Annotated in this window: 18 protein-coding genes and 2 tRNA genes; 5 read left to right on the plus strand and 15 right to left on the minus strand. The window is 52.7% G+C overall.

Features of this window, described 5'->3' with window-relative positions; all coding sequences use genetic code 11:
• Positions 1-153 precede the first annotated feature (153 nt).
• Positions 154-3,210 carry an FAD-binding and (Fe-S)-binding domain-containing protein gene (locus JK223_RS01460; protein WP_212712436.1) on the plus strand — a complete coding sequence of 1,019 codons (3,057 nt, stop codon included), beginning with the start codon at positions 154-156 and terminating at the stop codon, positions 3,208-3,210.
• 42 nt (positions 3,211-3,252) lie between these two features.
• Here JK223_RS01460 and JK223_RS01465 read toward each other — a convergent pair whose 3' ends face one another.
• From JK223_RS01465 to JK223_RS01510, 10 genes are all read right to left on the minus strand, one after another.
• Complete coding sequence (locus tag JK223_RS01465) at positions 3,253-3,654, minus strand: hypothetical protein (RefSeq protein WP_212712437.1); 402 nt, start codon at positions 3,652-3,654, stop codon at positions 3,253-3,255.
• 1,073 nt (positions 3,655-4,727) lie between these two features.
• On the minus strand, positions 4,728-4,964 hold the full coding sequence (locus JK223_RS01470) for a major outer membrane lipoprotein (protein ID WP_025901922.1): 237 nt from the start codon (positions 4,962-4,964) through the stop codon (positions 4,728-4,730).
• Between the two features lie 292 nt (positions 4,965-5,256).
• On the minus strand, positions 5,257-6,669 hold the full coding sequence (gene pykF, locus JK223_RS01475) for a pyruvate kinase PykF (RefSeq protein ID WP_212712438.1): 1,413 nt from the start codon (positions 6,667-6,669) through the stop codon (positions 5,257-5,259).
• Positions 6,670-7,169: 500 nt separating this feature from the next.
• Positions 7,170-8,459: a maltoporin gene (locus JK223_RS01480; protein WP_212712439.1), complete on the minus strand. Its 1,290-nt coding sequence runs from the start codon at positions 8,457-8,459 to the stop codon at positions 7,170-7,172.
• A gap of 83 nt (positions 8,460-8,542) precedes the next feature.
• Complete coding sequence (locus tag JK223_RS01485; RefSeq protein WP_212712440.1) at positions 8,543-10,219, minus strand: alpha,alpha-phosphotrehalase; 1,677 nt, start codon at positions 10,217-10,219, stop codon at positions 8,543-8,545.
• A 24-nt stretch (positions 10,220-10,243) separates the two neighbouring features.
• Positions 10,244-11,689 (minus strand): PTS trehalose transporter subunit IIBC, encoded by a 1,446-nt coding sequence (gene treB / locus JK223_RS01490; protein WP_212712441.1) that lies wholly within the window; start codon positions 11,687-11,689, stop codon positions 10,244-10,246.
• A 137-nt stretch (positions 11,690-11,826) separates the two neighbouring features.
• The gene (gene treR / locus JK223_RS01495) at positions 11,827-12,789 is read right to left on the minus strand and encodes a trehalose operon repressor TreR (protein ID WP_212712442.1); all 963 of its coding nucleotides are present in this window, start codon (positions 12,787-12,789) and stop codon (positions 11,827-11,829) included.
• A gap of 141 nt (positions 12,790-12,930) precedes the next feature.
• A tRNA-Val gene (locus JK223_RS01500) sits at positions 12,931-13,007 on the minus strand.
• A 2-nt stretch (positions 13,008-13,009) separates the two neighbouring features.
• Positions 13,010-13,086: transfer RNA gene (locus tag JK223_RS01505), tRNA-Val, on the minus strand.
• A 158-nt stretch (positions 13,087-13,244) separates the two neighbouring features.
• Positions 13,245-14,618, minus strand: coding sequence for an MATE family efflux transporter (locus tag JK223_RS01510; RefSeq protein ID WP_212712443.1), 1,374 nt, complete (start codon positions 14,616-14,618; stop codon positions 13,245-13,247).
• A 184-nt stretch (positions 14,619-14,802) separates the two neighbouring features.
• Between JK223_RS01510 and JK223_RS01515 the strand changes: the two genes are divergently transcribed.
• The gene (locus JK223_RS01515; RefSeq protein WP_212712444.1) at positions 14,803-15,441 is read left to right on the plus strand and encodes a riboflavin synthase subunit alpha; all 639 of its coding nucleotides are present in this window, start codon (positions 14,803-14,805) and stop codon (positions 15,439-15,441) included.
• Between the two features lie 49 nt (positions 15,442-15,490).
• Here JK223_RS01515 and cfa read toward each other — a convergent pair whose 3' ends face one another.
• Positions 15,491-16,639, minus strand: a complete 1,149-nt coding sequence (gene cfa / locus JK223_RS01520; RefSeq protein WP_212712445.1) for a cyclopropane fatty acyl phospholipid synthase — start codon at positions 16,637-16,639, stop codon at positions 15,491-15,493.
• A gap of 311 nt (positions 16,640-16,950) precedes the next feature.
• On the minus strand, positions 16,951-18,114 hold the full coding sequence (gene punC, locus JK223_RS01525; RefSeq protein ID WP_212712446.1) for a purine nucleoside transporter PunC: 1,164 nt from the start codon (positions 18,112-18,114) through the stop codon (positions 16,951-16,953).
• Between the two features lie 105 nt (positions 18,115-18,219).
• On the opposite strand from punC, the gene punR reads away from it, so the two are divergent.
• Positions 18,220-19,122 (plus strand): DNA-binding transcriptional activator PunR, encoded by a 903-nt coding sequence (gene punR, locus JK223_RS01530; RefSeq protein WP_212712447.1) that lies wholly within the window; start codon positions 18,220-18,222, stop codon positions 19,120-19,122.
• A 9-nt stretch (positions 19,123-19,131) separates the two neighbouring features.
• Here punR and purR read toward each other — a convergent pair whose 3' ends face one another.
• A complete protein-coding gene (purR, locus tag JK223_RS01535) occupies positions 19,132-20,157 on the minus strand; it encodes an HTH-type transcriptional repressor PurR (RefSeq protein WP_212712448.1) in 1,026 nt (341 codons plus the stop codon).
• A 269-nt stretch (positions 20,158-20,426) separates the two neighbouring features.
• Here purR and JK223_RS01540 point away from each other — a divergent pair, with 269 nt between their 5' ends.
• The gene (locus JK223_RS01540; protein WP_212712449.1) at positions 20,427-20,516 is read left to right on the plus strand and encodes a YnhF family membrane protein; all 90 of its coding nucleotides are present in this window, start codon (positions 20,427-20,429) and stop codon (positions 20,514-20,516) included.
• A 118-nt stretch (positions 20,517-20,634) separates the two neighbouring features.
• Here JK223_RS01540 and JK223_RS01545 read toward each other — a convergent pair whose 3' ends face one another.
• Positions 20,635-21,432: a C40 family peptidase gene (locus JK223_RS01545; protein ID WP_212712450.1), complete on the minus strand. Its 798-nt coding sequence runs from the start codon at positions 21,430-21,432 to the stop codon at positions 20,635-20,637.
• A gap of 357 nt (positions 21,433-21,789) precedes the next feature.
• On the opposite strand from JK223_RS01545, the gene JK223_RS01550 reads away from it, so the two are divergent.
• A complete protein-coding gene (locus JK223_RS01550; protein WP_212712451.1) occupies positions 21,790-22,125 on the plus strand; it encodes a Grx4 family monothiol glutaredoxin in 336 nt (111 codons plus the stop codon).
• 86 nt (positions 22,126-22,211) lie between these two features.
• Here the strand turns inward: JK223_RS01550 and rnt are convergent, their stop codons facing one another.
• Positions 22,212-22,883, minus strand: a complete 672-nt coding sequence (rnt, locus tag JK223_RS01555) for a ribonuclease T (RefSeq protein WP_212712452.1) — start codon at positions 22,881-22,883, stop codon at positions 22,212-22,214.
• Between the last annotated feature and the right edge of the window lie 62 nt (positions 22,884-22,945).

The following is a 22,945-nucleotide window of genomic DNA, read 5'->3' on the forward strand; positions in this document are numbered from 1 at the left end:
AGGGTTCCCGATAATGATGCGGTATTTCCGGCAATTACGACAGTAAATAAAAGCAAACTTTTTCATGCAGTAACAAAAGCGACATCTCAGAAAATATGGTAAAACAAAATATTCCTGAAAATTAAAATGACACGACATCCTGGTTTTTATCACATGATCCCAAAGATTCAGCAGGCCCCGGGACTCAGCCCGCAGGTGCTTTCGTATATTGAAACATTGACGAGACAAGGTTTTACCGGTGATCTCGCCACCGATTATGGTTCACGGCTCAGTATGTCGGTAGATAACAGTATCTATCAGTGTCTGCCGGATGCCATCCTCTTTCCCCGTTCGGTGGCGGACGTTGCGCTGATAAGCCGCATCGCAGACGATGAAGCGTTTTCCGGTCTGACCTTTACGGCCCGTGGCGGCGGTACCGGGACTAATGGCCAGTCGCTGAATCACGGTGTGATTGTCGATATGTCCCGTTATATGAACCGGATCCTGGAAATCAACAGTGAGGAAGGCTGGGTCAGGGTGGAAGCGGGTGTGGTGAAGGATCAGCTTAACCAGTGGCTGAAACCTTATGGTTTTTTCTTTGCGCCTGAATTATCCACCAGTAACCGTGCGACGCTGGGGGGAATGATTAATACCGATGCGTCCGGTCAGGGGTCGCTGGTCTATGGTAAAACCTCAGATCACGTGCTGGGACTGCGGGCGGTTCTGGTTAACGGGGACATCATTGACACCCGGGCGATGCCGCTCTCCCTGGCGGAGCAGATTGCCGCTGAAAAGACGACGGAAGGGCATATCTATCAGCAGGTGCTTAGCAGCTGTCGTGATAACCGGCAGAGTGTGATCGATAATTTCCCGAAACTTAATCGCTTTCTGACCGGTTATGACATGCGTCATGTGCTCAGTGACGATCTGCAGACTTTCGACCTGACCCGTATCCTGTGCGGTTCTGAAGGGACCCTGGCCTTTATTGCCGAGGCCAGGCTGAATATTACGCCCATCCCGAAAGTTCGCCAGCTGGTCAATATTAAGTATGACAGTTTTGATTCTGCCCTGCGGAATGCCCCGTTTCTGGTCGAGGCCAGAGCGCTGTCTGTGGAAACCGTCGACTCAACGGTGCTTAATCTGGCGCGGGAAGATATCGTCTGGCATTCGGTCAGCGAACTGATCACCGATATCCCGGGCGAAACGATGCTGGGATTGAATCTGGTGGAATTTGCGGGGAATGACCGTGAACTGGCGGAAAAACAGGTCAGTGACCTCTGCCACCGGCTGGATGAACTGATGGCTGCCAGAGAAGCCGGTATCATCGGCTATCAGCGATGTACGCAGCTTGATGAAGTCGAGCGGATCTATGCGATGCGCAAAAAAGCGGTAGGCTTGCTGGGAAATGCAAAAGGGCATGCTAAGCCGATCCCCTTTGTGGAAGATACCGCGGTTCCGCCGGAGCATCTGGCGGACTATATCGCCGATTTCCGCGCGTTACTGGACAGTCATGGCCTGAATTACGGTATGTTCGGTCACGTGGATGCGGGGGTGTTACATGTGCGCCCGGCCCTGGATATGTGTGATCCTCAGCAGGAAATGCTGATGAAACAGATCTCCGATCAGGTGGTGGCGTTAACGGCCAGCTATGGCGGGCTGCTATGGGGTGAGCATGGAAAAGGCTATCGGGGAGCTTACACTGAAAACTTCTTCGGCCCGGCGCTGTTCGGCGAATTACGGCGTATTAAGGGGGCTTTCGACCCGGCAAACCGCCTTAACCCGGGGAAGATCTGTACCCCTGCCGGCAGTGATGCAGAGTTGCTGCCGATAGAAAGCCCGACCCGGGGCAGTTTTGACCGGCAAATCCCGGTGACCATCAGAGACGAATGGCGCGGCGCCATGGAGTGTAATGGCAACGGGCTATGCTTTAACTTTGATGTTAACAGCCCGATGTGCCCGTCAATGAAAATCACCCGTAACCGCCTGCACTCGCCGAAAGGCCGGGCAACACTGACCCGTGAATGGTTACGCTTGCTGGCCGATCAGGGGGTGGATCCCCAACAGCTGGAACGTGCGGTGCCACAGAATTCGCTGAGTCTGCGCGGGTTTATCAGTAAGCTGAAAAATACCCGCCAGGCGGCCAGAGGTGAGTATGATTTTTCTCATGAAGTTAAAGAAGCAATGTCGGGATGCCTGGCCTGTAAAGCCTGTTCTACTCAGTGCCCGATTAAAATCGATGTCCCGTCGTTTCGTTCGCGATTTCTGCAACTCTATCACAGCCGTTATCTGCGTCCGCTCAGCGATCATCTGGTTGCCTCGGTAGAAAGCTACACGCCGCTGATGGCGAAGGCACCGCAGTTTTTTAACTTTTTTCTGACGCATCCCCGTATTCAGGCGTTAAGCAAAAAGCATATCGGCATGGCAGACCTGCCGGCTCTGTCATCACCGGGGCTCAGGCATCAGTTGGCCGGGCATCGGGCGCTGACCACGACGGTAGATGACTTACGCGGCATGACGGAAGCCGAACGCAGGGAATATGTCCTGGTCGTGCAGGATCCTTTCACCAGTTATTATGAAGCCAGCCTGATCACTGACCTCATCCGGCTTATCGGTAAATTGGGCTATAAGCCGGTACTGCTGCCCTTTACGCCAAACGGTAAAGCTCAGCATGTTAAAGGCTTCCTGCAAAGGTTTGCCAGAACGGCACAGAAAAGCGCGGATATCCTGAATGATATAGCCCGTCTGGGGATCCCGATGATCGGTACAGACCCCGCACTGGTGCTCTGCTACCGCGACGAATACCGTCAGATCCTCGGGGAGAAACGGGGTGACTTTAACGTACTGCTTGCCCACGAATGGCTCGACCAGGTGACGTCCGACAGGGCAGAGCAACAAACCCACGGAGAGGCCTGGTATCTGTTCCCGCACTGTACGGAAAGTACCGCGCTGCCACAGTCTCCGGCACGCTGGAAAACCATATTCAGTCGTTTCGGGGCTGAACTGCAGCCAGTTAATGCCGGGTGTTGTGGTATGGCCGGGACTTATGGCCATGAAACCAAAAATCTGGATAACTCACTGGGGATCTACGCGCTGTCCTGGCAACCGCATTTGCAAAAACGGGCGCCTCAGCGCTGTCTGGCCACCGGCTATTCCTGCCGCAGCCAGGTAAAGCGTGTCGAGGGGCAGGCGGTGCGTCATCCTTTACAGGCATTGCTGGATATCGTCAGTTAAACCGGTCACGGGCAGAGGAACATAGGGTTCCTCTGCTCCCGGTCAGGGTAAAAGCTCTGCATAACAGAAAAACTGCTCCTGAAGACCACAAAACTGTTCCCATTCACCTTCCTGCATCAGGACATGACTCAACCGGCCGAGAGACTCACGTGCCAGTTGCAGCGCCTGTAAACGAAACATTGTCTCACGTTGTTCATCAGCCATTTCGCTGATCAGCTGCTGGTGCAGTTCCAGTAACAGAGCAACATACCTTTCATCATCTCCCTGCTGATGGCACCTGTCGGCCATACTCAGGCAGAGATCATTAAATTCCCGCAGCCTTGTCGGCGAACTGTCTGAATGCTTCAGTGCAGATTTACTGAGGTGGAACTCTGTGCACATGGTATTCAGTGCCTGGTGATATTCCTCAAGGTGCAGTTCCAGCCAGCCTGAAAATGAGATCATACCGGGCTCCTTTATTAGTAATGATAATCATTATCATACCTATAGCGGTGGGAAGGCAAGAGGGAAAGTGGTTTTTTAACAAAAACTGTTCATTAACGAAAAACGATGGGTAAAAGAGGCCGCAGACCGGTATCCCATCACTCTCTCTTTCCGGCGATAGTGGTTACCGGGGGTAGCGGCGGAGCAGAGCCAGGGGGAAGTACGTTACCCCTTCCGGGGCACGGCTTTCGGAGCAACCCGCCATCGCCGGACCGAAAGACCGGCGAAAACCCTTGCCGCAGAGCCGTTGATAACTCTGATAAACCGTAACCGGTACAGGCTTCCCCGGGAGAATCGGCGGGAACAGGCAAAGGCCTCCCCGGAGAGAGCCTGCGGGCATAAGGGTTACCGGTATTAGCAGGACAGAACGGTGATAGCAAAGGGGATGGTTATGCAGAGCCGGTGTTAACTCAGATAAACCGTGATAGTCACAGGGCTTCGCGGAGAGAACCGGCGTGGATAGAGGTTACCGGTATTACCGAGACAGAACGGTGACAGCAAAGGGGATGATTATGCAGAGCCGTTGATAACTCCATAAGCGGTAACATGCAAAGGCTTCCCCGGGAGAACCGGCGGGTTTAAGGGTTACCGGTATTAGCAGGACAGAACGGTGATAGCAAAGGGGATGGTTTGCAGAGCCGTTGATAACTCAGATAAGCGGTAACGGGCACAGGCCTCCGCGGAGAGAACCGGCAGGCATAAGGGTTACCGGTATTTACCGGAACAGCGATACGGGAGTGATCATTGGTTGAACGGGGCGCGAGAGGTTGAGTAAACACGATTTGTAACAGCCTCTGACCGTTGCAACCGCGAGAGCTTAGTCAAAAATGATAACGGTAACCCTCAGGCTGGGCCGGGGGAGCAGCGGGGGGCAGACAAGTGGGAGAAAGAGCCGCTTTTAGCTGTCTAATCGACAGTGGCATGAAGCATGGAGTTGCCTGGCATGAGCCACGGAAAGCCCGGCGCAGACGTGCGGCTAACGAAATGACAAAAAAAATGGTGCCCCGGGGGCACCATTTTCATTACCAGAACGCTTACTTACGGTATGCGTGAGCCTGGTTATCCAGACGCTGGTTAGCGCGAGCTGCGTCGTCTTTAGCAGCCTGAACGTCAGAACGCACCGCGTTCACGTCGTTGCTCAGCTGGTCAACTTTGGTGTTCAGAGTCTGAACATCGCTTGACAGTTGGTCGATTTTAGCGTTGCTAGAACAACCAGCCAGCAGAGTTGAACCCAGAATTACCGCGCCCAGTACCAGTTTAGTACGATTCATTATTTTACCCTCTAGATTGAGTTAATCTCCATGTAGCCCGGTAAGTATTACACAAAGTTTTTTGTGTTGAGAATATATTTTTTATGAGAAGATGCTTAAATTCACCTATTCGCTCAAAGAAACAGCGATTAATATTCCTTGATAAAATTTTTAACAGAAATACAGGAATTTAATCGGATTTACCTTAATTTAAATTAGGTTTTTTAGTCGTTTTTTATTTTTTTAAGTTCTTATTTAAAATAAAAAGGAATAAAAAAAGGCACCGGAGAAGGTGCCTTGATAAAGTTATTGATTAAATAACGTGGACTGACGCCGTGTTTGTGGTTCCGCTCGGGACTAAAGCCCCGGAAACCATCACCACCACATCCCCGGTTTGGGCATAACCGGCGCTTAATGCAATCTCTTTTCCGATGCGGTAGAAGTCATCCGTCGAGTTAATTTTCTCCACCAGATGCGTTTCCACACCTTTAGTCGCCAGCAACTGACGGGCAGTGGTTTCGTTGTTGGTTAACGCCAGAATGGTCGCACCCGGGAAGTACTTACGGATAGATTTCGCAGATTTACCGCCCTGGGTCGCGACGATGATCAGCGATGATTGCAGTTTTTCTGCGGTATCTACCGCGCCACGGCACACCGCTTCGGTAATGCGTAACTTATGACTCTCTTTCAGCTCATCAATACGGCTTCCCATCACGCGATCCGTACGTTCACAGATGGTGGCCATAATGGTAACGGCTTCCAGAGGATATTTTCCTTTCGCACTCTCACCGGACAGCATCACCGCATCGGTGCCGTCGATGATGGCGTTGGCCACATCACCGGCTTCTGCACGGGTAGGGCGCGGGTTCTTGATCATTGAGTCCAGCATCTGAGTCGCGGTGATCACCAGTTTGCGGGCTTTGTTACATTTTTTGATCATCATCTTCTGAGCGAAGATAACTTCCTCGACCGGAATCTCAACACCGAGGTCACCACGGGCAACCATGATCCCGTCTGAAGCTTCCAGGATCTCATCGAAGTTATTCAGGCCTTCCTGGTTTTCGATTTTGGAGATGATCTGAATATTTTCGCCACCGTGTTGTTTCAGATGCTCGCGGATTTCCAGCACATCGGAACGTTTACGGATAAAGGAGGCCGCGACAAAATCGACACCCTGCTCACAACCAAAAATCAGGTCGCGTTTGTCTTTTTCGGCCAGTGCCGGCAGTTGAATAGAAACGCCTGGCAGATTAACCCCCTTGTTCTCACCGAGGTCGCCGTTGTTCAGCACTTTACAGACGACGGTGTTTTCCGTCACTTCAACCACTTCCATACCGAGAAGGCCATCATCGACCAGTACGGTGTTACCGATAGCCAGGTCAGCGGCAAAGCCGGCATAAGTCACGGCGACCTGCTGATTGTTACCGATGACCGACTGGTCGGTTGTGAAGGTAAACGTCTGTCCCGCCTGCAGTGAAACATCGTTTCCGCCTTCAAGCTTCATAGTGCGGATTTCAGGGCCTTTAGTATCCAGCAGAATAGCGGCATTGTGCCGGGTCTTACCCACCACTGCGCGCAGATTCGCGATACGCTGGCCATGTTCGGCATAATCACCATGAGAAAAATTAAGACGCATCACATTCATACCCGCATCAAGCAGGCTTTTCAGCATCTCTTCGGATTCAGTTTTAGGACCGATAGTACAGACGATTTTGGTTTTTTTCATGACGGGTTATCTACAAGTTGTAATGAATTTAGGAAACACGGGCCACCGGATATCTCTGCCGATGACGGGAATTTGTGATTCAGATAATTTTGTAACTCAGATAATAATGCGTTACCGGGGCGATAACGGAGATAAGAAGGGCAGACGCCATCGTTGACGTCGCTAACCTGACGACGCATATCAGGGCCGGATTGGGATGTTGCGCAAACTCTGTAAGTCAGGATTCTTATCACGTTATTCGCGGAAACCATTCAAGTGGACAACAGGATCAGTATAGTCACTAAGTGAACGGAAACCAAACATAATTCGGTTCCCGCCCATGACGTACCGGCAATATAATGATATTGCGCAACAGATAATCGGGTTTGCACAACTTCTGACCTGACCCCGGGTATTTTCCTGACAGACACCGGTCATTACAACGCCGACTGCGGTATTATCGGGCGTTCAGCGGTGAAAACCGGGGCTTTTCCGCTGAACGCGTCCTTACCGGAAAGGTATTACCACCAGATTTCCATCTGTGCTCCGACGCTCACTTCATCATTACTGCCACGGCTGAATTTAAGGGCGCCGGTATCGTTGTAAGCCAGCCCGCTGACCCTTCCCGGCATGTCTTCCGGCGCATATCCCCATTTTTCACGCCAGCTGGCATAGGTGGCATAGAAACGCAGCGCCGGACGGGACCAGATGCTGCTTCCGGCCTGCCACTGCTGAGCCAGGGTGAGTTTTATCTGACGGTTTTGCTGTCCGGTACGCTGGGATTTGACCTGGTCATAGCCGGCTTCAAACAGGGTGCTCATTACCGGAGTCCACTGATACATCGGGCGGATACCGGCGGTGAACCAGCGTGAGCCATTACCATTATCCCGCCGGGTATCCTGCAACATGGCGACGTACATCATCCGCCAGTTGCCTTGCAGGTCATAGGCCCCATGGTCGATTATCCTGACCATCCGGCCATTATTCTCCGCGGAAGCACCTTCTCCACGACCATTTCTTAATGACGTCATGGCATCGGTCGCATATTGCAGCACCAGCTTATTGTAGCCTCCGCCGGTTTCCAGAGTATGCTCAGCGGTCGTCATCCAGCCTTGTTTACTGGCGTCCGGGGATAAATGATACCCGTCACTGGCAGTGGCCCGGCCGTAATCCACCCCCAGCTCCAGGGTCCCCGCTTTCCCGAGGGGGATCCCGGCCAGACGAAGATCGAACGTATCTGTGATGGCGTCTTTAACCTTATGTTCATTATCTATATAACCTTGCGCACCGCCCGCTTCACTGTTACGGGTGGCGGCGAGAGAGACTTTACCCCAGCCGGTGTCGATATTTTCGAGTCCGGCACCGGGGCCGGAAATATCCCAGTAATAGAAATCGATCATATGCACATCATGGCGCTGATAAAATCGCTTCCCGGCCCAGAGTTTTGCCCCCGGTAAGGCGCCGATAAGGTTATCCCCCTGAATATTGACTTCCCGTAACGCCGGAGACACGGCTTCAAAATCAGCCTGCTGAGAAACGGCATACGCCAGGTTAGTATCAAAATAAAAGCCGGAGGTGCCTTGCTGCCAGACCTGCTGGCCCAGTTTCAGTTCGGCGTAGGTTTCACATTCGTTGCCCAGGCGGTATTTGCTTCCGCCGCCGGTCACAGCAGAACATTGCTGTTCACCGCCGCGGGTACTCCAGCCAATACCGGAGCGGGCATATCCATGGAAATCAAGAGCGTAGGCGGAGGGTACAGAGACGACAGCCAGCAACGTCAGTGTTGCTGCGACTCTTCCTTGAGTAGTCATAATGGATCTCCTGTTAATGTACAGCATCATGCCGTAGTAACGCGGGCCGGACCCCGGCCAGCCCGCGGGGGTGGGTTATCCTTTCAGTGTCCGGCAGGCGGGCCCGGGGTGAACAGCCACCAGGCAGCCTGATAGGGACTTAACGGCCCGGGCCGGGGCGTTCGGGGAGTCTCCGGTGCATTACTGATGATCAGCGAATAAGTCCCTTGCTGGTCAAATACGGGCGGCTGCCAGTCGCACGGCTTGTTAGTGAGGTTGGCCACCACCAGCAGCAGGTATCCCTGCCAGCAGCGGCAATAGCACCAGATATCCGGGCGGTCCGGGGCGAGGTCATGATAGTCACCGTACTGCAGAAGGGGCAGTTGCTTACGCAACCGGATCAATGAACGATAGCAGTACAACACGGAGTTCGGGTCTCTTAGTGCGGCCGCCACATTGATCTGCCGGTAATTAACATTACAGTCCAGCCAGGGGGTGCCTGTCGTAAAGCCGGCCTGCGGAGTATCGTCCCACTGCATCGGTGTACGACTGTTATCCCGCGACTTCGCACCAAGAATGGCGAGGATCTCTTCCTGACTGTGGCCCTGACGACGGAGTATCCCGGCGATATTCAGGCTTTCCACATCACGGTACTGTCGCAGGTCGGTGAAACCGGCATTGGTCATCCCAATCTCTTCGCCCTGGTACAGGTAAGGCGTGCCCTGCATACCATACAGCACCATCGCCAGCATTTTCGCCGAGACTTCACGGCAGGTGCCCTCATCGCCTAATCTTGAGACCACGCGGGGCTGATCATGGTTACACCAGAAAAGGGCACCGTTAGCACGCTGATGCATCCCCGATTGCCAGTGGGCGAAAATCCGCTTAAGGGCAATAAAATCGGGTGCCATCCGCGTCCATTTATCACCGTTAGCGTAATCGATTTTGAGATGGTGGAAATTAAATACCATCGAAAGCTCAGTATTATCACAGGAGGCATATTGCTGGCAGTGTTGCAGGCTGGTGGAGGACATCTCACCGACGGTGATCAGATTTAATGGCCGGAAAACCTCCCGGTTCATTTCCTGTAAAAACTCATGGGCCCGCGGACCATCGGTATAAAAACGTCGCCCGTCGCCGCCCGGGTCGTCCCCAAACTGTTCCGGTTTTGAGATCAGGTTCACGACATCCAGCCGCAGGGCATCTACTCCTCTGGCCGCCCAGAAGCGGCAGACATCTTTCAGGGCTTCCCGGACCGGCGGATATTCCCAGTTAAGGTCGGCCTGCTCCTTACTGAATAAATGCAGATAGTGCTGACCACATTCCGGTTGCCATTGCCAGGCCGGGCCGCCGAATTTCGACTGCCAGTTTGTGGGGGGAACATCCGGCGGGGAATCCCGCCAGATATAGTAAAGATGATAAGGGCTTTGCGGGTCACAGGCCTGAATAAACCACGGATGTTGCGTGGAGGTATGGTTAAACACCATATCCATCATCACCTTCAGGTTACGCTGGTGCGCTTCCGCGACCAGTTGATCAAAATCGGCCATCGTGCCGTAGCGCGGGTCAATAGCACAATAATCAGCCACGTCATAGCCATTGTCTACCTGCGGGGAAGGGTAGACCGGGGTCAGCCACAGGATATCAACCCCCAGAAAATGCAGGTAATCGAGATGGGAAATAATGCCCTGCAAGTCACCGGTACCGTTACCGGTGGTGTCCTGAAAACTCTTCGGGTAAATCTGATAAACAACCTTGTCCTGCGTCCATGTTTGTTCCATTCCGGCAACCTTCGTTGATCAATATTATTCAGTGACAGATGTCGCGACAGCAGCGGGGCGGGCAGCGAGAGCTTTATGGGTAAAATAACGTGCCAGGATCAGGGTCAGGACCAGCGGCACGACGATGGCTATCAGAATGGCTACGGAATAGACCGGCCAGAACTCAGGCTTCACAGAGAGAATGCCCGGCAGTCCACCCACCCCAATCCCGTTGGCCAGCACATGATTCAGGCCACACAGCAGACTGGCCAGCGCAGAGCCAATCATGGCGCAGAGCATCGGATAGCGGTATTTGATATTGACCCCGTACATCGCCGGTTCAGTGACACCGAGATAGGCAGCCACCGCGGCCGGGATGGCGATACCCCGTTCTTTCGGCGTCCGGCGGATCAGTATGATGGCCAGTACCGCAGAGGCCTGCGCGATATTGGATAGCGCAATCAGTGGCCATACCGGGGTACCGCCCAGTTTCTGGATCATCTGCATATCAATGGCCAGGGTGGTCTGATGGATCCCGGTGATCACCAGCGGGGCATACAGGAAGCCGAAAATGGCTGAGCCCACCGGTGCAAAACTGCCGGTCATCACCAGACTCACAGCCCAGGCAACGCCATCGCCCAGCATACGGCCGAATGGGCCGATAAGGCCGTGGGCCAGAGGGATCGCGACCAGCAGAGAAACGACCGGAATGATCACCATATTGAGCGCTGCCGGGACGATTTTACGTAACTGACGCTCTATCAATGCCAGTGCCATACCGGCGAGGACCGACGGGATGACCTGTGCCTGATAACCGATCTTTTGCACGGAAAACCAGCCAAAATCCCAGACTTCCGGCAGTTGCTGCCCCAGCTGATAAGCGTTCATCAGTTGCGGTGAAACCAGGGTGATCCCGAGCACGATACCGAGCACCGGCGTCCCACCCATTTTGACCACCGTAGACCAGCAGACGGCGACCGGTAAGAACATAAAAATGGCCTCACCGGGTAGCCACAGCAGGTCATAAAGGGTCTGCCAGACGACAGAGGTCTGCGCCAGCGTTCTGCCGTCAGCAAAAGGAATATCTCCGATGACATTACGAAAGCCGAGGATCAGTCCGCCGCTTATCAGCGCGGGTAACAGCGGAAAAAAGATATCGGCGATATGAGAAAGGGCTTTTTCGCCAAAAGACATATTATTACGTGCGGCTTCCCGCTGACTTTCCCGGTCGTCTCCCTGTCGTCCGAGGGTGGTGATCAACGCCTGATAGTAATCGCCGACTTCCGGGCCAATGACCACCTGGAACTGCCCGGCATTGGTAAAACAGCCTTTGACCATCGGCAGATTTTCCAGGTCGGTCACACTGGCCAACCGGGTATCACCTAACACCAGTCTCAGGCGGGTAATACAGTGCGTCACGCTAAGAATATTCCCGCGACCACCTAAATATTTAATAAGATTATCAATGACCTGCTTATCTGTATTTTTCATGGGAAGTCCTTGGGGTTGTCCCTGAAAGTCACACGTGAGGGGGTATAACTTATCCCGGAGCAGAGCATAATCAATTTGTCAGTGGCTGTGTTGGGAACGTTCCCGGAAATGGAGTCATGATCACAAAATATGTGTAATTAACCGGCAATATCCGTATTCAGCTGACCAGTCAACAGGTAAGTGCGGGCAGGGGCAGTGTGGGTGAGGTGGGCGAGCAGTTGTCTGGCCGCCAGTTCGCCGGCATTGGCATAGCCAAATTCCAGCGTGATCACCGCCGGAAAAAGGAACCCTAACAGCGGCGTATTACCGATAGCGGCGACGGTAATCTTGTGTTCGGGATGTTCACCGAGATATTTATAAATCCCCAGCGCCAGCGAGTCCGTGGCACAGATCACCGCGCTCGTTCCGTCGCGGCACACCTCACCGGCCAGGGTATAGCCACTGTGGTATTCCAGTGTGCCAAGAGAGGCGAGCGGGGGGAGGGAGAGTCGTTCGCAGGCCGCGAGATAGGCCCGGTAGCGGTCTTCACCGGTCGTTTTATCGCTTTCATTCACCCCCAGGTAACTTATCCGGCGGTGCCCCTGCTGAAAAAGATGATCGGCGAGCATCTGAACTGCCCCGGCATCGTCATAACAGACGGATGAAAACCCCTCGCAGGGATGGACCATCAGAACGATATGGCTTTCCCAGCCGGCGATCATCGCCGCCGTCAGCCCGGTAAAACTGAACAGGATGGCTCCATCCACTTCACGTTGTGTCAGTACCTTTAAATGTTCAACGACTTTATCGGTACTAAAGCGGCTTTCCAGAATAAGCACATCATAGCCATGTTGATAGAGCAGAGGCAGCATCGCACTGACGGCCTGATTTTCTGCGGCGGAATCAAGCCTTGCCACAATGATGCCAATCACCCGGCTTTCTTTCACCCGCATCGAACGGGCCGGACGTGACGGAATAAACTGGTATTGCTCAATGACCGCTTCGATACGCTTACGTGTCTCGGGATGGACGTCACCCTGCTGGTTTAACACCCTGGAAACCGTGGATTTTCCGGTGCCACTGAGACGGGCGATATCTTTTATAGTCAGTCGTTTCGGCATAAAGAGGTTTCCATAAGCTGTCGGTGTAAACACTGAGAGAGCATGATGCAGGAGAACGTATAGTAACTGAAACGCAGAACAATCGGGGGGGAATAACGGTGGATTACAGTGATGTAAATCAGAAACAGAGGAGAAAAAGTATGGTGCGTCCGAGTGGACTCGAACCACCGACCCCCACCATGTCAAGGTGGTGCTCTAACCAACTGAGCTACGGACGCACTGGTGCGTTCTAGTGGACTCGAACCACCGACCCCCACCATGTCAAGGTGGTGCTCTAACCAACTGAGCTAAGAACGCTTTTGCTATCAATCTGCCTGACAGCGGGGACGAATATTAGCGGCACTCGGGGTTGCTGGCAAGCGGAAAAACTGATTTTTCATGCTGACTGTGCAGCAACTGTGCTATACGGACTGTTTTTAATCACCCGGGGCCTGAAAATACAGCCCCGGAAGCGATTATTTAGCCGAGCGATGCAAAATGACCGACGCCGGTAAACGCTGGATCCGCGTTATCCGCCAGATCATCATGATGGCTGCTGCCGTCAGCCCGATAATAAAGCCACACCAGAAACCGGCCGGTCCCATGCGCGGGACCACCACATCGGTCAGCGCAAGCAGATACCCGCCAGGCAAGCCGAGCACCCAGTAGGCCACCAGGGTAATAAAAAAGATGGCGCGGGTGTCTTTGTAGCCGCGCAGAATACCGCTGCCGATCACCTGGACGCTGTCGGAAAACTGATAGATGCCGGCCAGCAACATCAGATGTGCGGCTAATAACACGACCGGTGGGTCATCGTTATATAAAAGCGCAATGTCGTGGCGGAAAATAATAGTGAAAAAGGCGGTGACACAGGCCAGACAAATCCCCACCCCCTGAGCCGTCCAGGCGGCAACCTTTGCTTCTGCGGCATCACCCTGGCCCAGCCGGTAACCGACACGGATCGTCGCCGCGACCCCCATGGACATCGGCAGTACAAACATCAGTGAGCTGAAGTTCAGGGCTATCTGGTGACCTGCCACATCGACGATCCCCAGCGGCGAGACCAGTAAAGCCACCACCGCAAACAATGTCACCTCAAAGAACAGTGCCAGCGCGACAGGTAACCCTAACCAGAACAGACGCATCAGGATTTTGCGGTCCGGGGCAGAGCGAACCTCGAGATGATTCACATCCTTCAGGGCAGGCATACGTTTTACCCAATAACGCATCACCAGGAACATCACCCAGTAGACCGAGGCCGTCGCGACTCCGCATCCCACACCTCCCAGTGCCGGCATGCCGAAGTGACCGTAGATAAAGATATAGTTCAGCGGAATGTTAAACAGCAGCCCGATAAAACCGAGCACCATCCCGGGTTTGGTTCGGGAAAGTCCTTCACACTGATTACGTAATACCTGAAATAACAGATACCCCGGTGCACCCCACATCAGTGCATGCAGATAGCGGGCCGCTTTGTCGGCCAGTTGCGGGTCTATATCCGACAGGTGACGAAGCAGCAGACCGGCATTCCACAGAATAATGATAGTCAGAATCGACAAAAATACGGCCAGCCAGATAGCCTGATGTACCTGAAAGATAATTTTGTTGCGTCGTCCGGACCCGTTGAGATGAGCAACCGTCGGCGTCAGTGCCAGCAGTAATCCCTGGCCAAAGAGGATCACCGGCAGCCAGATGGACGTCCCGATGGCGACGGCCGCCATATCGGTGGCACTGACCGAGCCTGCCATGATGGTATCCACAAACCCCATCGCGGTTTGTGCGACCTGAGCCAGGATCACGGGGATCGCGAGCCCCAGCAACTGGCGCGCTTCTGTAAAATACTTCTGCACGAATACACCTGTTAAAGAATTGAAGCAATGGAAGAGAACATCCTTTTCGACGCTTAGTGTAACGGTGTATGAAAACTTAGCAACCGGAGAAACGGGGGACGTGGATAATGCTAACGCCGCATTTACCCATAAACAGCAGCAAACCTCTGTGATACTCTGAATAAAATTCTAAGGGAGATCTTATATGTTTACCGGTATTGTTCAGGGGATGGCTGAAGTCGTTGCCGTGGAAGAGAAACCTCTGTTCCGCACCCATACACTCAGGTTTCCGCCGGAATGGTTAGACGGTCTGGAAACGGGGGCTTCGGTGGCGCATAACGGATGCTGTCTCACCGTGACGGCGATTGACGGAGAGCGGGTCAGTTTTGATCTGATTAAAGAGACCCTGCGCGTCACTAACCTTAATGACGTCACGGTCGGCAGCCTGGTCAATATTGAGCGGGCCGCAAAGTTTTCTGATGAGATTGGCGGCCATCTGATGTCCGGTCATATCATGACGACCGCAGAGATCGTTAAAATTATCAGTTCAGAAAACAACAAAGAAGTCTGGTTTAAACTGCAGGACGCCTCCCTCAGTAAATATGTATTACACAAAGGGTTTATCGGTATCGATGGCTGCAGCCTGACCCTCGGGGATGTCGTCGGTAATAAGTTCTGTGTACACCTGATCCCGGAAACTCTGCAGCGCACTCTGCTGGGGGTGAAGAAGATCGGCAGCCGCGTCAACATTGAAATAGATCCGAATACTCAGGCCATTGTGGACACCGTCGAGCGGGTTCTGGCGGCCAGAGAATTGACGGACAACGTTCTGCCATTAAGCTAAAAAAAATGCAGCCTTGGCAGGCTGCATTTTTCTTTGACGCTTACACAGATTAACGTGCGACGCGTAACCCCCCATCGATCCCGCGGCTGAATACGACCTGCCATAGCTGAATATCACGTGAGCGGAAAGCACCGGCACAGGCATTCAGATAATAGGTGAACATCCGTTTGAAACGTTCGTCATAATTGCCTTCCAGCTGTGGCCAGCTTTCCAGAAAACGTTCGTACCAGGCCATCAGGGTGGTGTCATAATCCACGCCGAAGTTATGCCAGTCTTCCATCACGAAATGCGGTTCGCTGGTCTGTGCAATATGCATCACCGAAGGCAGGCAACCGTTCGGGAAGATATACTTATCAATCCACGGGTCAACGTTCAGGTCAGTATGGTTTGAACCGATGGTATGCAATAAGAAGATACCATCCGGTTTCAGGTTACGGGCGACAACATCGAAATAGGTGGCATAATTTTTAGGCCCAACGTGTTCAAACATGCCGACCGAAACAATGCGATCAAAAGAAAGGTTCAGGTCACGATAATCCTGAAGCAGGATAGTCACGTCCAGATCTTTACAGCGCTCCTGGGCCATTTTCTGCTGTTCTGCCGAAATCGTCACTCCGTGGACGCTGACGCCGTAATGGCGGGCGGCAAACTCAGACAACCCGCCCCAGCCACAACCGATATCCAGCAGGGTCATGCCGGGTTTCAGTTCCAGTTTGCGGCAGATCATATCCAGTTTCGCTTCCTGCGCGGCTTCCAGGGTGGTTGCCTCTTTCCAGTAACCACAGGAATACTGCATATACGGGTCGAGCATCAGACTGAATAAGTCATTCCCCAGGTCGTAGTGCTCTTTTCCGACAATCCAGGCACGTTTTTTAGACTGCAGATTTTTAAGGCGGGCGGTAGCGATGCGCAGGGTGTCTTTAAAATGGTGAGGTAATTGCTTATCGAGTTTGTTTTTTAATACCCGGTAGAAGAACTGGTCGAGTCTTTCACATTCCCACCATCCATCCATATAGCTTTCGCCCAACCCGAGAGAACCTTCCTGTAAAACCCGCTTAAAAAAATCAGGGTTTTTTACCCGGATATCCCAGGGCCGGTCACCGTTAATGGTGATATCCGCCATCGCCAGCATCTCAGTGGCGATACGATACCAATGATTTTCCTTGAGGCCCACTTCTGCTACACATGATGAACTCATACGCTTATTATCACCTGTTCTGTTTGAACCTGAAGAAAGAATAGCCAACTTTCACCGGTCCGTGAGTAAACTCACAAAAACGTGTATTTATAATTAAAGACAAAGCAGAGGATAGTGTAAATATCGAAAAATGCGCATATGCCGTGAGAGCACATTAAATTTTATTATAAATGTAGTGACTTATTTTAATATTTTGTCACCAGGGTGATTATATGCCGTGCGAACAGAATGTTCAATGATCAGGATTAGTCTGCTAAGGATGAAATAAATTTTATCCTTAGCAGACCGTCACAGAGGGGGAGTGCGGGGGATCAGGTGCGTTTTTGCTGCAAGTAACCGGCCAGGGCCAGTATGACGGTCACCCCCATCGCGGTCACCGTGGTCATAAGCGGTTGCTCAGGATGTCCGGAGACAATCAGGCTGAACACAAAACAAAGGCCCAGTTGTAAGGTGTTTTGCAGTGCCGCAGCCTTGCCACTGGCGGACGGGAACTGCTGCAGAGCCGCTGACACCACGACAGGATAAATAGCGCCGTTCGCCATCGCCATGCCGCAGAAGGGTAACAGTAATGTCAGTAATGATGCCTGTCCGGAATAGGCGGCCGCCATCGTCGCAATAATGCTCACGGCATACAGCGCCAGCAACCAGGGAAGCAGGCGTGCGGCATTGAAATGGTTCATCAGTAACCGGCAGCCGAATCCGCCGATGAGAAATGTCACTGTTTGCGGAATATAACTCAGCCCGATGTCGGCCGGTGTCAGGCCCAGTGCCGATAAAATAAAGGGGGAACCGGTCAGCCATGCAAAAAAACTGGCGGAGCAGGCCGAATAGATCAGTACATTGCCACGGTAGGCGCGATCGGCCAGCAGATCGGTAAAGCGGACTTTCACTGGCTTTTTTGCCGCAGCACGGTCAGGTTCACGTGAGGCGGCCGGCAAAAACAGCGTTGAAGCCATCAGTGCAACGGTTACCATCGTCAGTACCAGAAAAACCGAACGCCAGTGGAAATGTGCGAGCAGCCAGGCGCCGAGTAACGGGGCGAGTGCCGGTGAAAGCGCGACCAGAGGCATGATGGTGGCAAAAATCTTCTGACTGCGTGAGGCCGGATAGTGGTCCAGTACCAGTGATTGCCAGCTGACAGCCGCGGCACAGACGCCGATAGCCTGGATAAAACGCAGGGCGAGTAACATCACCGGCGAGGTTACCCATAGCATGGCCAGACAACTGGCGGCAAAAATTCCCAGTCCGCACAACAGTACCGGTTTACGGCCGATCACATCAGACAGGGGCCCCCACAGTAGCTGGCCGCAGGCGAAACCGGCCAGAAACAGGCTCAGGCTGGCGCTGATCACCCCGGCACTGGTACCCAGGTCCTGTTTCATTGCACCAAAGGCCGGTAAATACATGTCTGTGGCCAGAAAGCCCAGCATACTGAGTAATGCCAGATAAATTAAAAATAACACCGGATGCCTCATGACATCTCCTCTGATAAAAATTTCGCGCAAAGTGTAAAAGGGTGCATTGCCTGTTGTGAATCGGTAATATTTGCGATTAACGTTTAAAAATTTTGAAAGGTCATTATGTGGTCTGAATATGCACTTGAAGTGGTGGATGCGGTATCAAGGAATGGCAGCTTCAGTGCGGCGGCAAGAGAGCTGCATCGCGTGCCGTCGGCCATTAGCTACACGGTCAGGCAGCTTGAGGAATGGCTGGCGGTTCCCTTATTTGAGCGTCATCACCGGGATGTGATCCTCACCCCGGCCGGGGAACATTTTATCCGTGAAAGCCGGGGGGTTATCAAAAAAATGCAATCTACCCGTCGTCAGTGTCAGCAACTGGCGAACGGCTGGCGTGGACAGGTCAGTATCGCCGTGGACAGGATTGTTAAACCGCAACGTATGCAGCAACTGGTGACTGACTTTTATCGCCATTTTCCGGATATTGAACTGCACATCAGTGAAGAAGTGTTTAATGGTGTATGGGATGCGCTGGCCGATGGCAGGGTGGATATGGCTATCGGTGCAACCCGTGCCGTGCCGGTGACCGGACGGTTTGACTTCCGGGATATGGGGCACCTGAACTGGCGTTGTATTGTCAGTGCCGGCCACCCTCTGGCGACGGGGGAGCCGCCGGGAGAAGAGAAACTGCGTGCCTGGCCCTCACTGATGCTGGAAGATACGTCCAGGGCATTACCCCGGCGTACCACCTGGTCACTGGACAATCAGCGGCGTATGCCGGTGCCGGACTGGCAAACCGGTCTCGATTGCGTCAGGGCCGGGTTATGCGTCGCCATGGTGCCGGGCCATCTGGCCAGACCATTGCTATCCCGCGGCGAGGCCAGAGAATTACAGTTACCCGCCCCGTTTCCGGAAAGCCCCTGTTGCGTCAGTTGGGCCGGTGAACGTAGCTCACCGGCCTTACGCTGGATCCTCGACTACCTCGGGGATACTGACACACTGAATCAGGAGTGGCTGAGGGAATAAACGTGGCGCTTAGCGACGATAATCGACAAAAGGCCCATCCGTCACCGAACGGCGCTCAATCAGCCGTGGATTAACCTCAATGGTCTGAGGCTCCTCGCGTTTATTGACGATGCGGTCCAGCAACATATCCAGTGCCTTTTCACCCAGTTCGCTTTTCGGCTGATGGATAGTGGTCAGCGCCGGGGTGAAGTAACGTGAATTGCGCACGTTATCATAGCCGATGATCGATATATCCTGCGGGACGCGTAATCCCTGTTCATCGGCAGCACAGATGGCACCCATCGCCATAATATCACCGCCGCAGAACACCGCGGTCGGCAGTTGGGGTTGCGCAAGCAGCTGCTGCATGGCCTGATAGCCGGACTCCGGTTCAAAATCGCCCTGTACCAGCCATTCGTCACGCAGGGTGATACCGGCTTCCTGTAATGCTTTCAGGAAGCCAGACAGGCGTCCGCCTCCGGTGTTGCGTTCCATCTGCCCCGGGATACAGCCGATATCACGGTGACCCCGTTCGATCAGATAGCGTCCGGCCATATATCCGCCCTGGAAAGCGTTGTCCAGAATGGTATCGGTAAAATCGCCCCGGGAAACGCCCCAGTCCATGACCACCATCGGAATATTGCGGCTCTGTTCCAGCATATCCAGTAAGTCCTGCGGATACTCCGCACACATCACCAGCAGACCATCCACCCGTTTCTGGGCCATCATCGACAGGTAAGCACGCTGTTTTTTCAGATCATTATCGGCATTTCCGAGGATCAGGGTATAACCGTTCTCGAAACATTTTTTCTCGATAACTTCGATGATCTCTGCAAAATAGGGGGCTTCCAGGGACGTCGACAGCAGTCCTATGGTCCGGGTGTTATTCACTTTCAGACTTCTGGCGACGGCACTCGGGGAATAATGCAATTCATTAATTGCCTCCCGGACAGCCTTGCAGGTGTCTTCCGCAACAAAGCGGGTCTGATTAATGACATGTGAAACGGTAGTGGTGGAAACCCCTGCGCGTTTCGCCACATCTTTAATAGTTGCCATTCAATACTTACTCCGGGTTTATCATTATTCTGTGCTGGCCGAGTTAATCGTTTGCGTTTGCCCGAACTCAGGCAATCGTTCGTGATGTAGGGGGGACGATTGACCTGTGACGGGACGATAATCGCGCTCGAAATTTCAGCACGCATCATCGTTGCGCAACGAAGGGCGGCAATTCTAGCAAGGTCACGCCAATAAAACGAGATTTTTGCGCAACAGTATGGTAATTATAATAATGTCCACACAGTTTTTGTGCTTATAAGGGGGAGCGAATGGATACTGATCTTAAACTGGCACTGACCACCACGGTTGTCGCATTACTGATGATTTGTGCATTCAGTTTTACTGCGATTATGCATTAACGGATGCATCCGGCCCGGGGAGGGTATTTCTGTCCCGCGACGGTAAATAAAAAAGCCTGAACAGTGTTCAGGCTTTTTTATGCTTCCTCTGTCGGAAGGACCGGTAACCGGTGCTGAATTAGCGCACCGTCGTCGGGGTCATCACGCGGCGAGCACCAATGTAGTGGCTCTGCCAGTATTCGTTGCTCAGGGCACTGATCTGTATGTCTTTGCCGGTACGCGGGGACTGAATAAATTTACCGTTACCCAGGTAGACACCGACATGGTCGGCTTTTTCACGGCCATGAATATGGAAGAACACCAGGTCGCCTTTTTCTAACTGATTACGTTTGATCGGCGCGGCATCGCGCAGGTGGAACATTTCGTTAGCGGTACGCGGGATCCGGTAATTCACCAAATCTTTATAGGCGTAATAGACCAGTCCGCTGCAATCGAAACCGGTATGGGGCGAAGAGCCTCCCCACTGATAGGGTTTACCTAGCTGGTCCATCAGTTTAACCATGGCGGTTTGACGGGCTTTCTGATAACGCATGCGGTGCGTACTGCTCATACGAATAGCGGTCAGTTTCTCTGACGGGCGGGCGTTCGATTTACGGGCAACGGGGCGATGACGCCCGTAAACTTTCTTTTCAATACGGTGATGTTCTGCGGTGCGGTGTTGCTCTTCACGGGCAGGATGTTCTCTGAGTTTGCGATGGCTGGCTAAGGCTTTTACACGGTGGCTAAGGGGCTGACGCGTTTTATGCCGTGAGCTGGTGGCTTTCACCGGTCTGCGCTTTCTTCGCATATCTTCGGTAACATTTTTCCGTGTCGCTTTATGATGAGAGACATTAATAGCAGAACGTGGCGCAGCTTCGGCGACGTTAAAAAACAGCTGTGCAACAGCAAGAATAAAAAGCGTGATAAGTAAACGCATAGTTGTCAGGTTACAGGTTAAATGTCCCGGAAAGAGAGAACATATTTAAAAAATAACATCTGACCTTTCAGCCAGCCCCAAATGCATTCTAATCCAGGTATTTATCAAATGTTAAGGTCTTTTTTCCGGAATCTGTTACGAGAAGTTTTTTGCCGGAAAATTGAGCGCAAACAGGCAATTAACGCATCTGTTTTACCGTAAATCCCCCCTCTGAGACGTGACCGCTGTCACAGAAGGGCCATTTAACGGCTTGTGCTTAAGTCACTATGTAAACGTTATCGTCATAAAATGTCGTTTTTATTAATCCGCCGTTATCGCTTACAATGGGCAGACATGTCGTTTTGTTGCAAAGGAAGTATGATGAGCACGTTAGAAAAAATTCAGACTCAGATTTCAGAAAACCCGATCCTTCTGTACATGAAAGGTTCCCCTAAGCTGCCAAGCTGTGGTTTTTCGGCCCAGGCGGTACAGGCACTTTCTGCGTGTGGTCAGCGTTTTGCTTACGTGGATATACTGCAGAACCCGGACATTCGTGCAGAACTGCCGAAATATGCCAACTGGCCGACGTTTCCGCAATTATGGGTAGACGGCGAGCTGGTCGGTGGCTGCGATATTATTATGGAAATGTATCAGCGTGGTGAATTACAGCAGCTGATCAAAGAAACGGCAGAAAAATATCCTGCCGCGGAATAAACTGACGTTTCCCCCGTTTCAGATGCCCGCAATGACTGCGGGCATTTTTTTGTCCTGGCATAGCAGGACAGGGCATAAGATAACGCCTATACCGGTTCAGCACCGGCCTCATTCCCGTCGGTGGCGACAGGCAGTGGCCAGCCACCTAAACGCTTCCAGCGGTTAACCAGTTCACAGAACAGGGTGGCCGTTTGCTGTGTATCGTACAGGGCTGAATGCGCCTGGTGGCTGTCAAATTCCATGCCTGCGGCCTTACAGGCTTTCGCCAGTACGGTCTGGCCAAGCACCAGTCCGCTGAGCGCTGCAGTATCAAAGGTCGCAAAAGGGTGGAAAGGGTTACGTTTCAGGTGACTGCGTTGTGCTGCGGCCATCACAAAGCTGTGGTCAAAATTGGCATTATGCGCAACGATCACGGCACGGGCACAGTCGCTGTCTTTCATACCTTTGCGAACCATTTTGAAAATAGCATGTAACGCGTCATGTTCACTGGCAGCATTTCTTTCCGGGTCCGCCGGATTAATACCGGTAAAGGCCAGCGCCTCAGGATGCAGGATAGCGCCTTCGAACGGCGTAACATTAAAGTGCAGTGTCTGGTCGGGTTGCAGCCAGCCATCGTCATCCATCTTTAAGCTGATCGCAGCAATTTCCAGTAAGGCGTCAGTATCGGCGTTAAAACCCGCGGTTTCCACATCAATGACGACGGGAAAGAAACCACGGAAACGTTGGTTCAAAGCATTAGGGGAAGAAGTTTCGGACATCAGGATCTCATCGGACGAAAATTGCAGAGGCTAGTATCGCAAAAAAACGCCTGTGATGCAGC

Origin of the sequence: Tatumella sp. JGM118, from assembly GCF_018257515.1 — a bacterium.
GTDB classification, from domain to species: domain Bacteria; phylum Pseudomonadota; class Gammaproteobacteria; order Enterobacterales; family Enterobacteriaceae; genus Tatumella; species Tatumella terrea.

Excerpts from the sequence above, each read along its gene's own strand:
- purR (WP_212712448.1), bottom strand. The coding sequence starts at position 20,157 with ATGGCAACTATTAAAGATGTGGCGAAACGCGCAGGGGTTTCCACCACT.
- treB (WP_212712441.1), bottom strand. The coding sequence starts at position 11,689 with ATGAAAAATACAGATAAGCAGGTCATTGATAATCTTATTAAATATTTA.
- JK223_RS01465 (WP_212712437.1), bottom strand. The coding sequence starts at position 3,654 with ATGATCTCATTTTCAGGCTGGCTGGAACTGCACCTTGAGGAATATCAC.
- JK223_RS01470 (WP_025901922.1), bottom strand. The coding sequence starts at position 4,964 with ATGAATCGTACTAAACTGGTACTGGGCGCGGTAATTCTGGGTTCAACT.
- JK223_RS01545 (WP_212712450.1), bottom strand. The coding sequence starts at position 21,432 with ATGCGTTTACTTATCACGCTTTTTATTCTTGCTGTTGCACAGCTGTTT.
- JK223_RS01460 (WP_212712436.1), top strand. The coding sequence starts at position 154 with ATGATCCCAAAGATTCAGCAGGCCCCGGGACTCAGCCCGCAGGTGCTT.
- cfa (WP_212712445.1), bottom strand. The coding sequence starts at position 16,639 with ATGAGTTCATCATGTGTAGCAGAAGTGGGCCTCAAGGAAAATCATTGG.
- punC (WP_212712446.1), bottom strand. The coding sequence starts at position 18,114 with ATGAGGCATCCGGTGTTATTTTTAATTTATCTGGCATTACTCAGTATG.
- JK223_RS01550 (WP_212712451.1), top strand. The coding sequence starts at position 21,790 with ATGATGAGCACGTTAGAAAAAATTCAGACTCAGATTTCAGAAAACCCG.
- JK223_RS01485 (WP_212712440.1), bottom strand. The coding sequence starts at position 10,219 with ATGGAACAAACATGGACGCAGGACAAGGTTGTTTATCAGATTTACCCG.
- rnt (WP_212712452.1), bottom strand. The coding sequence starts at position 22,883 with ATGTCCGAAACTTCTTCCCCTAATGCTTTGAACCAACGTTTCCGTGGT.
- JK223_RS01480 (WP_212712439.1), bottom strand. The coding sequence starts at position 8,459 with ATGACTACTCAAGGAAGAGTCGCAGCAACACTGACGTTGCTGGCTGTC.
- JK223_RS01540 (WP_212712449.1), top strand. The coding sequence starts at position 20,427 with ATGGATACTGATCTTAAACTGGCACTGACCACCACGGTTGTCGCATTA.
- JK223_RS01515 (WP_212712444.1), top strand. The coding sequence starts at position 14,803 with ATGTTTACCGGTATTGTTCAGGGGATGGCTGAAGTCGTTGCCGTGGAA.
- punR (WP_212712447.1), top strand. The coding sequence starts at position 18,220 with ATGTGGTCTGAATATGCACTTGAAGTGGTGGATGCGGTATCAAGGAAT.
- treR (WP_212712442.1), bottom strand. The coding sequence starts at position 12,789 with ATGCCGAAACGACTGACTATAAAAGATATCGCCCGTCTCAGTGGCACC.
- pykF (WP_212712438.1), bottom strand. The coding sequence starts at position 6,669 with ATGAAAAAAACCAAAATCGTCTGTACTATCGGTCCTAAAACTGAATCC.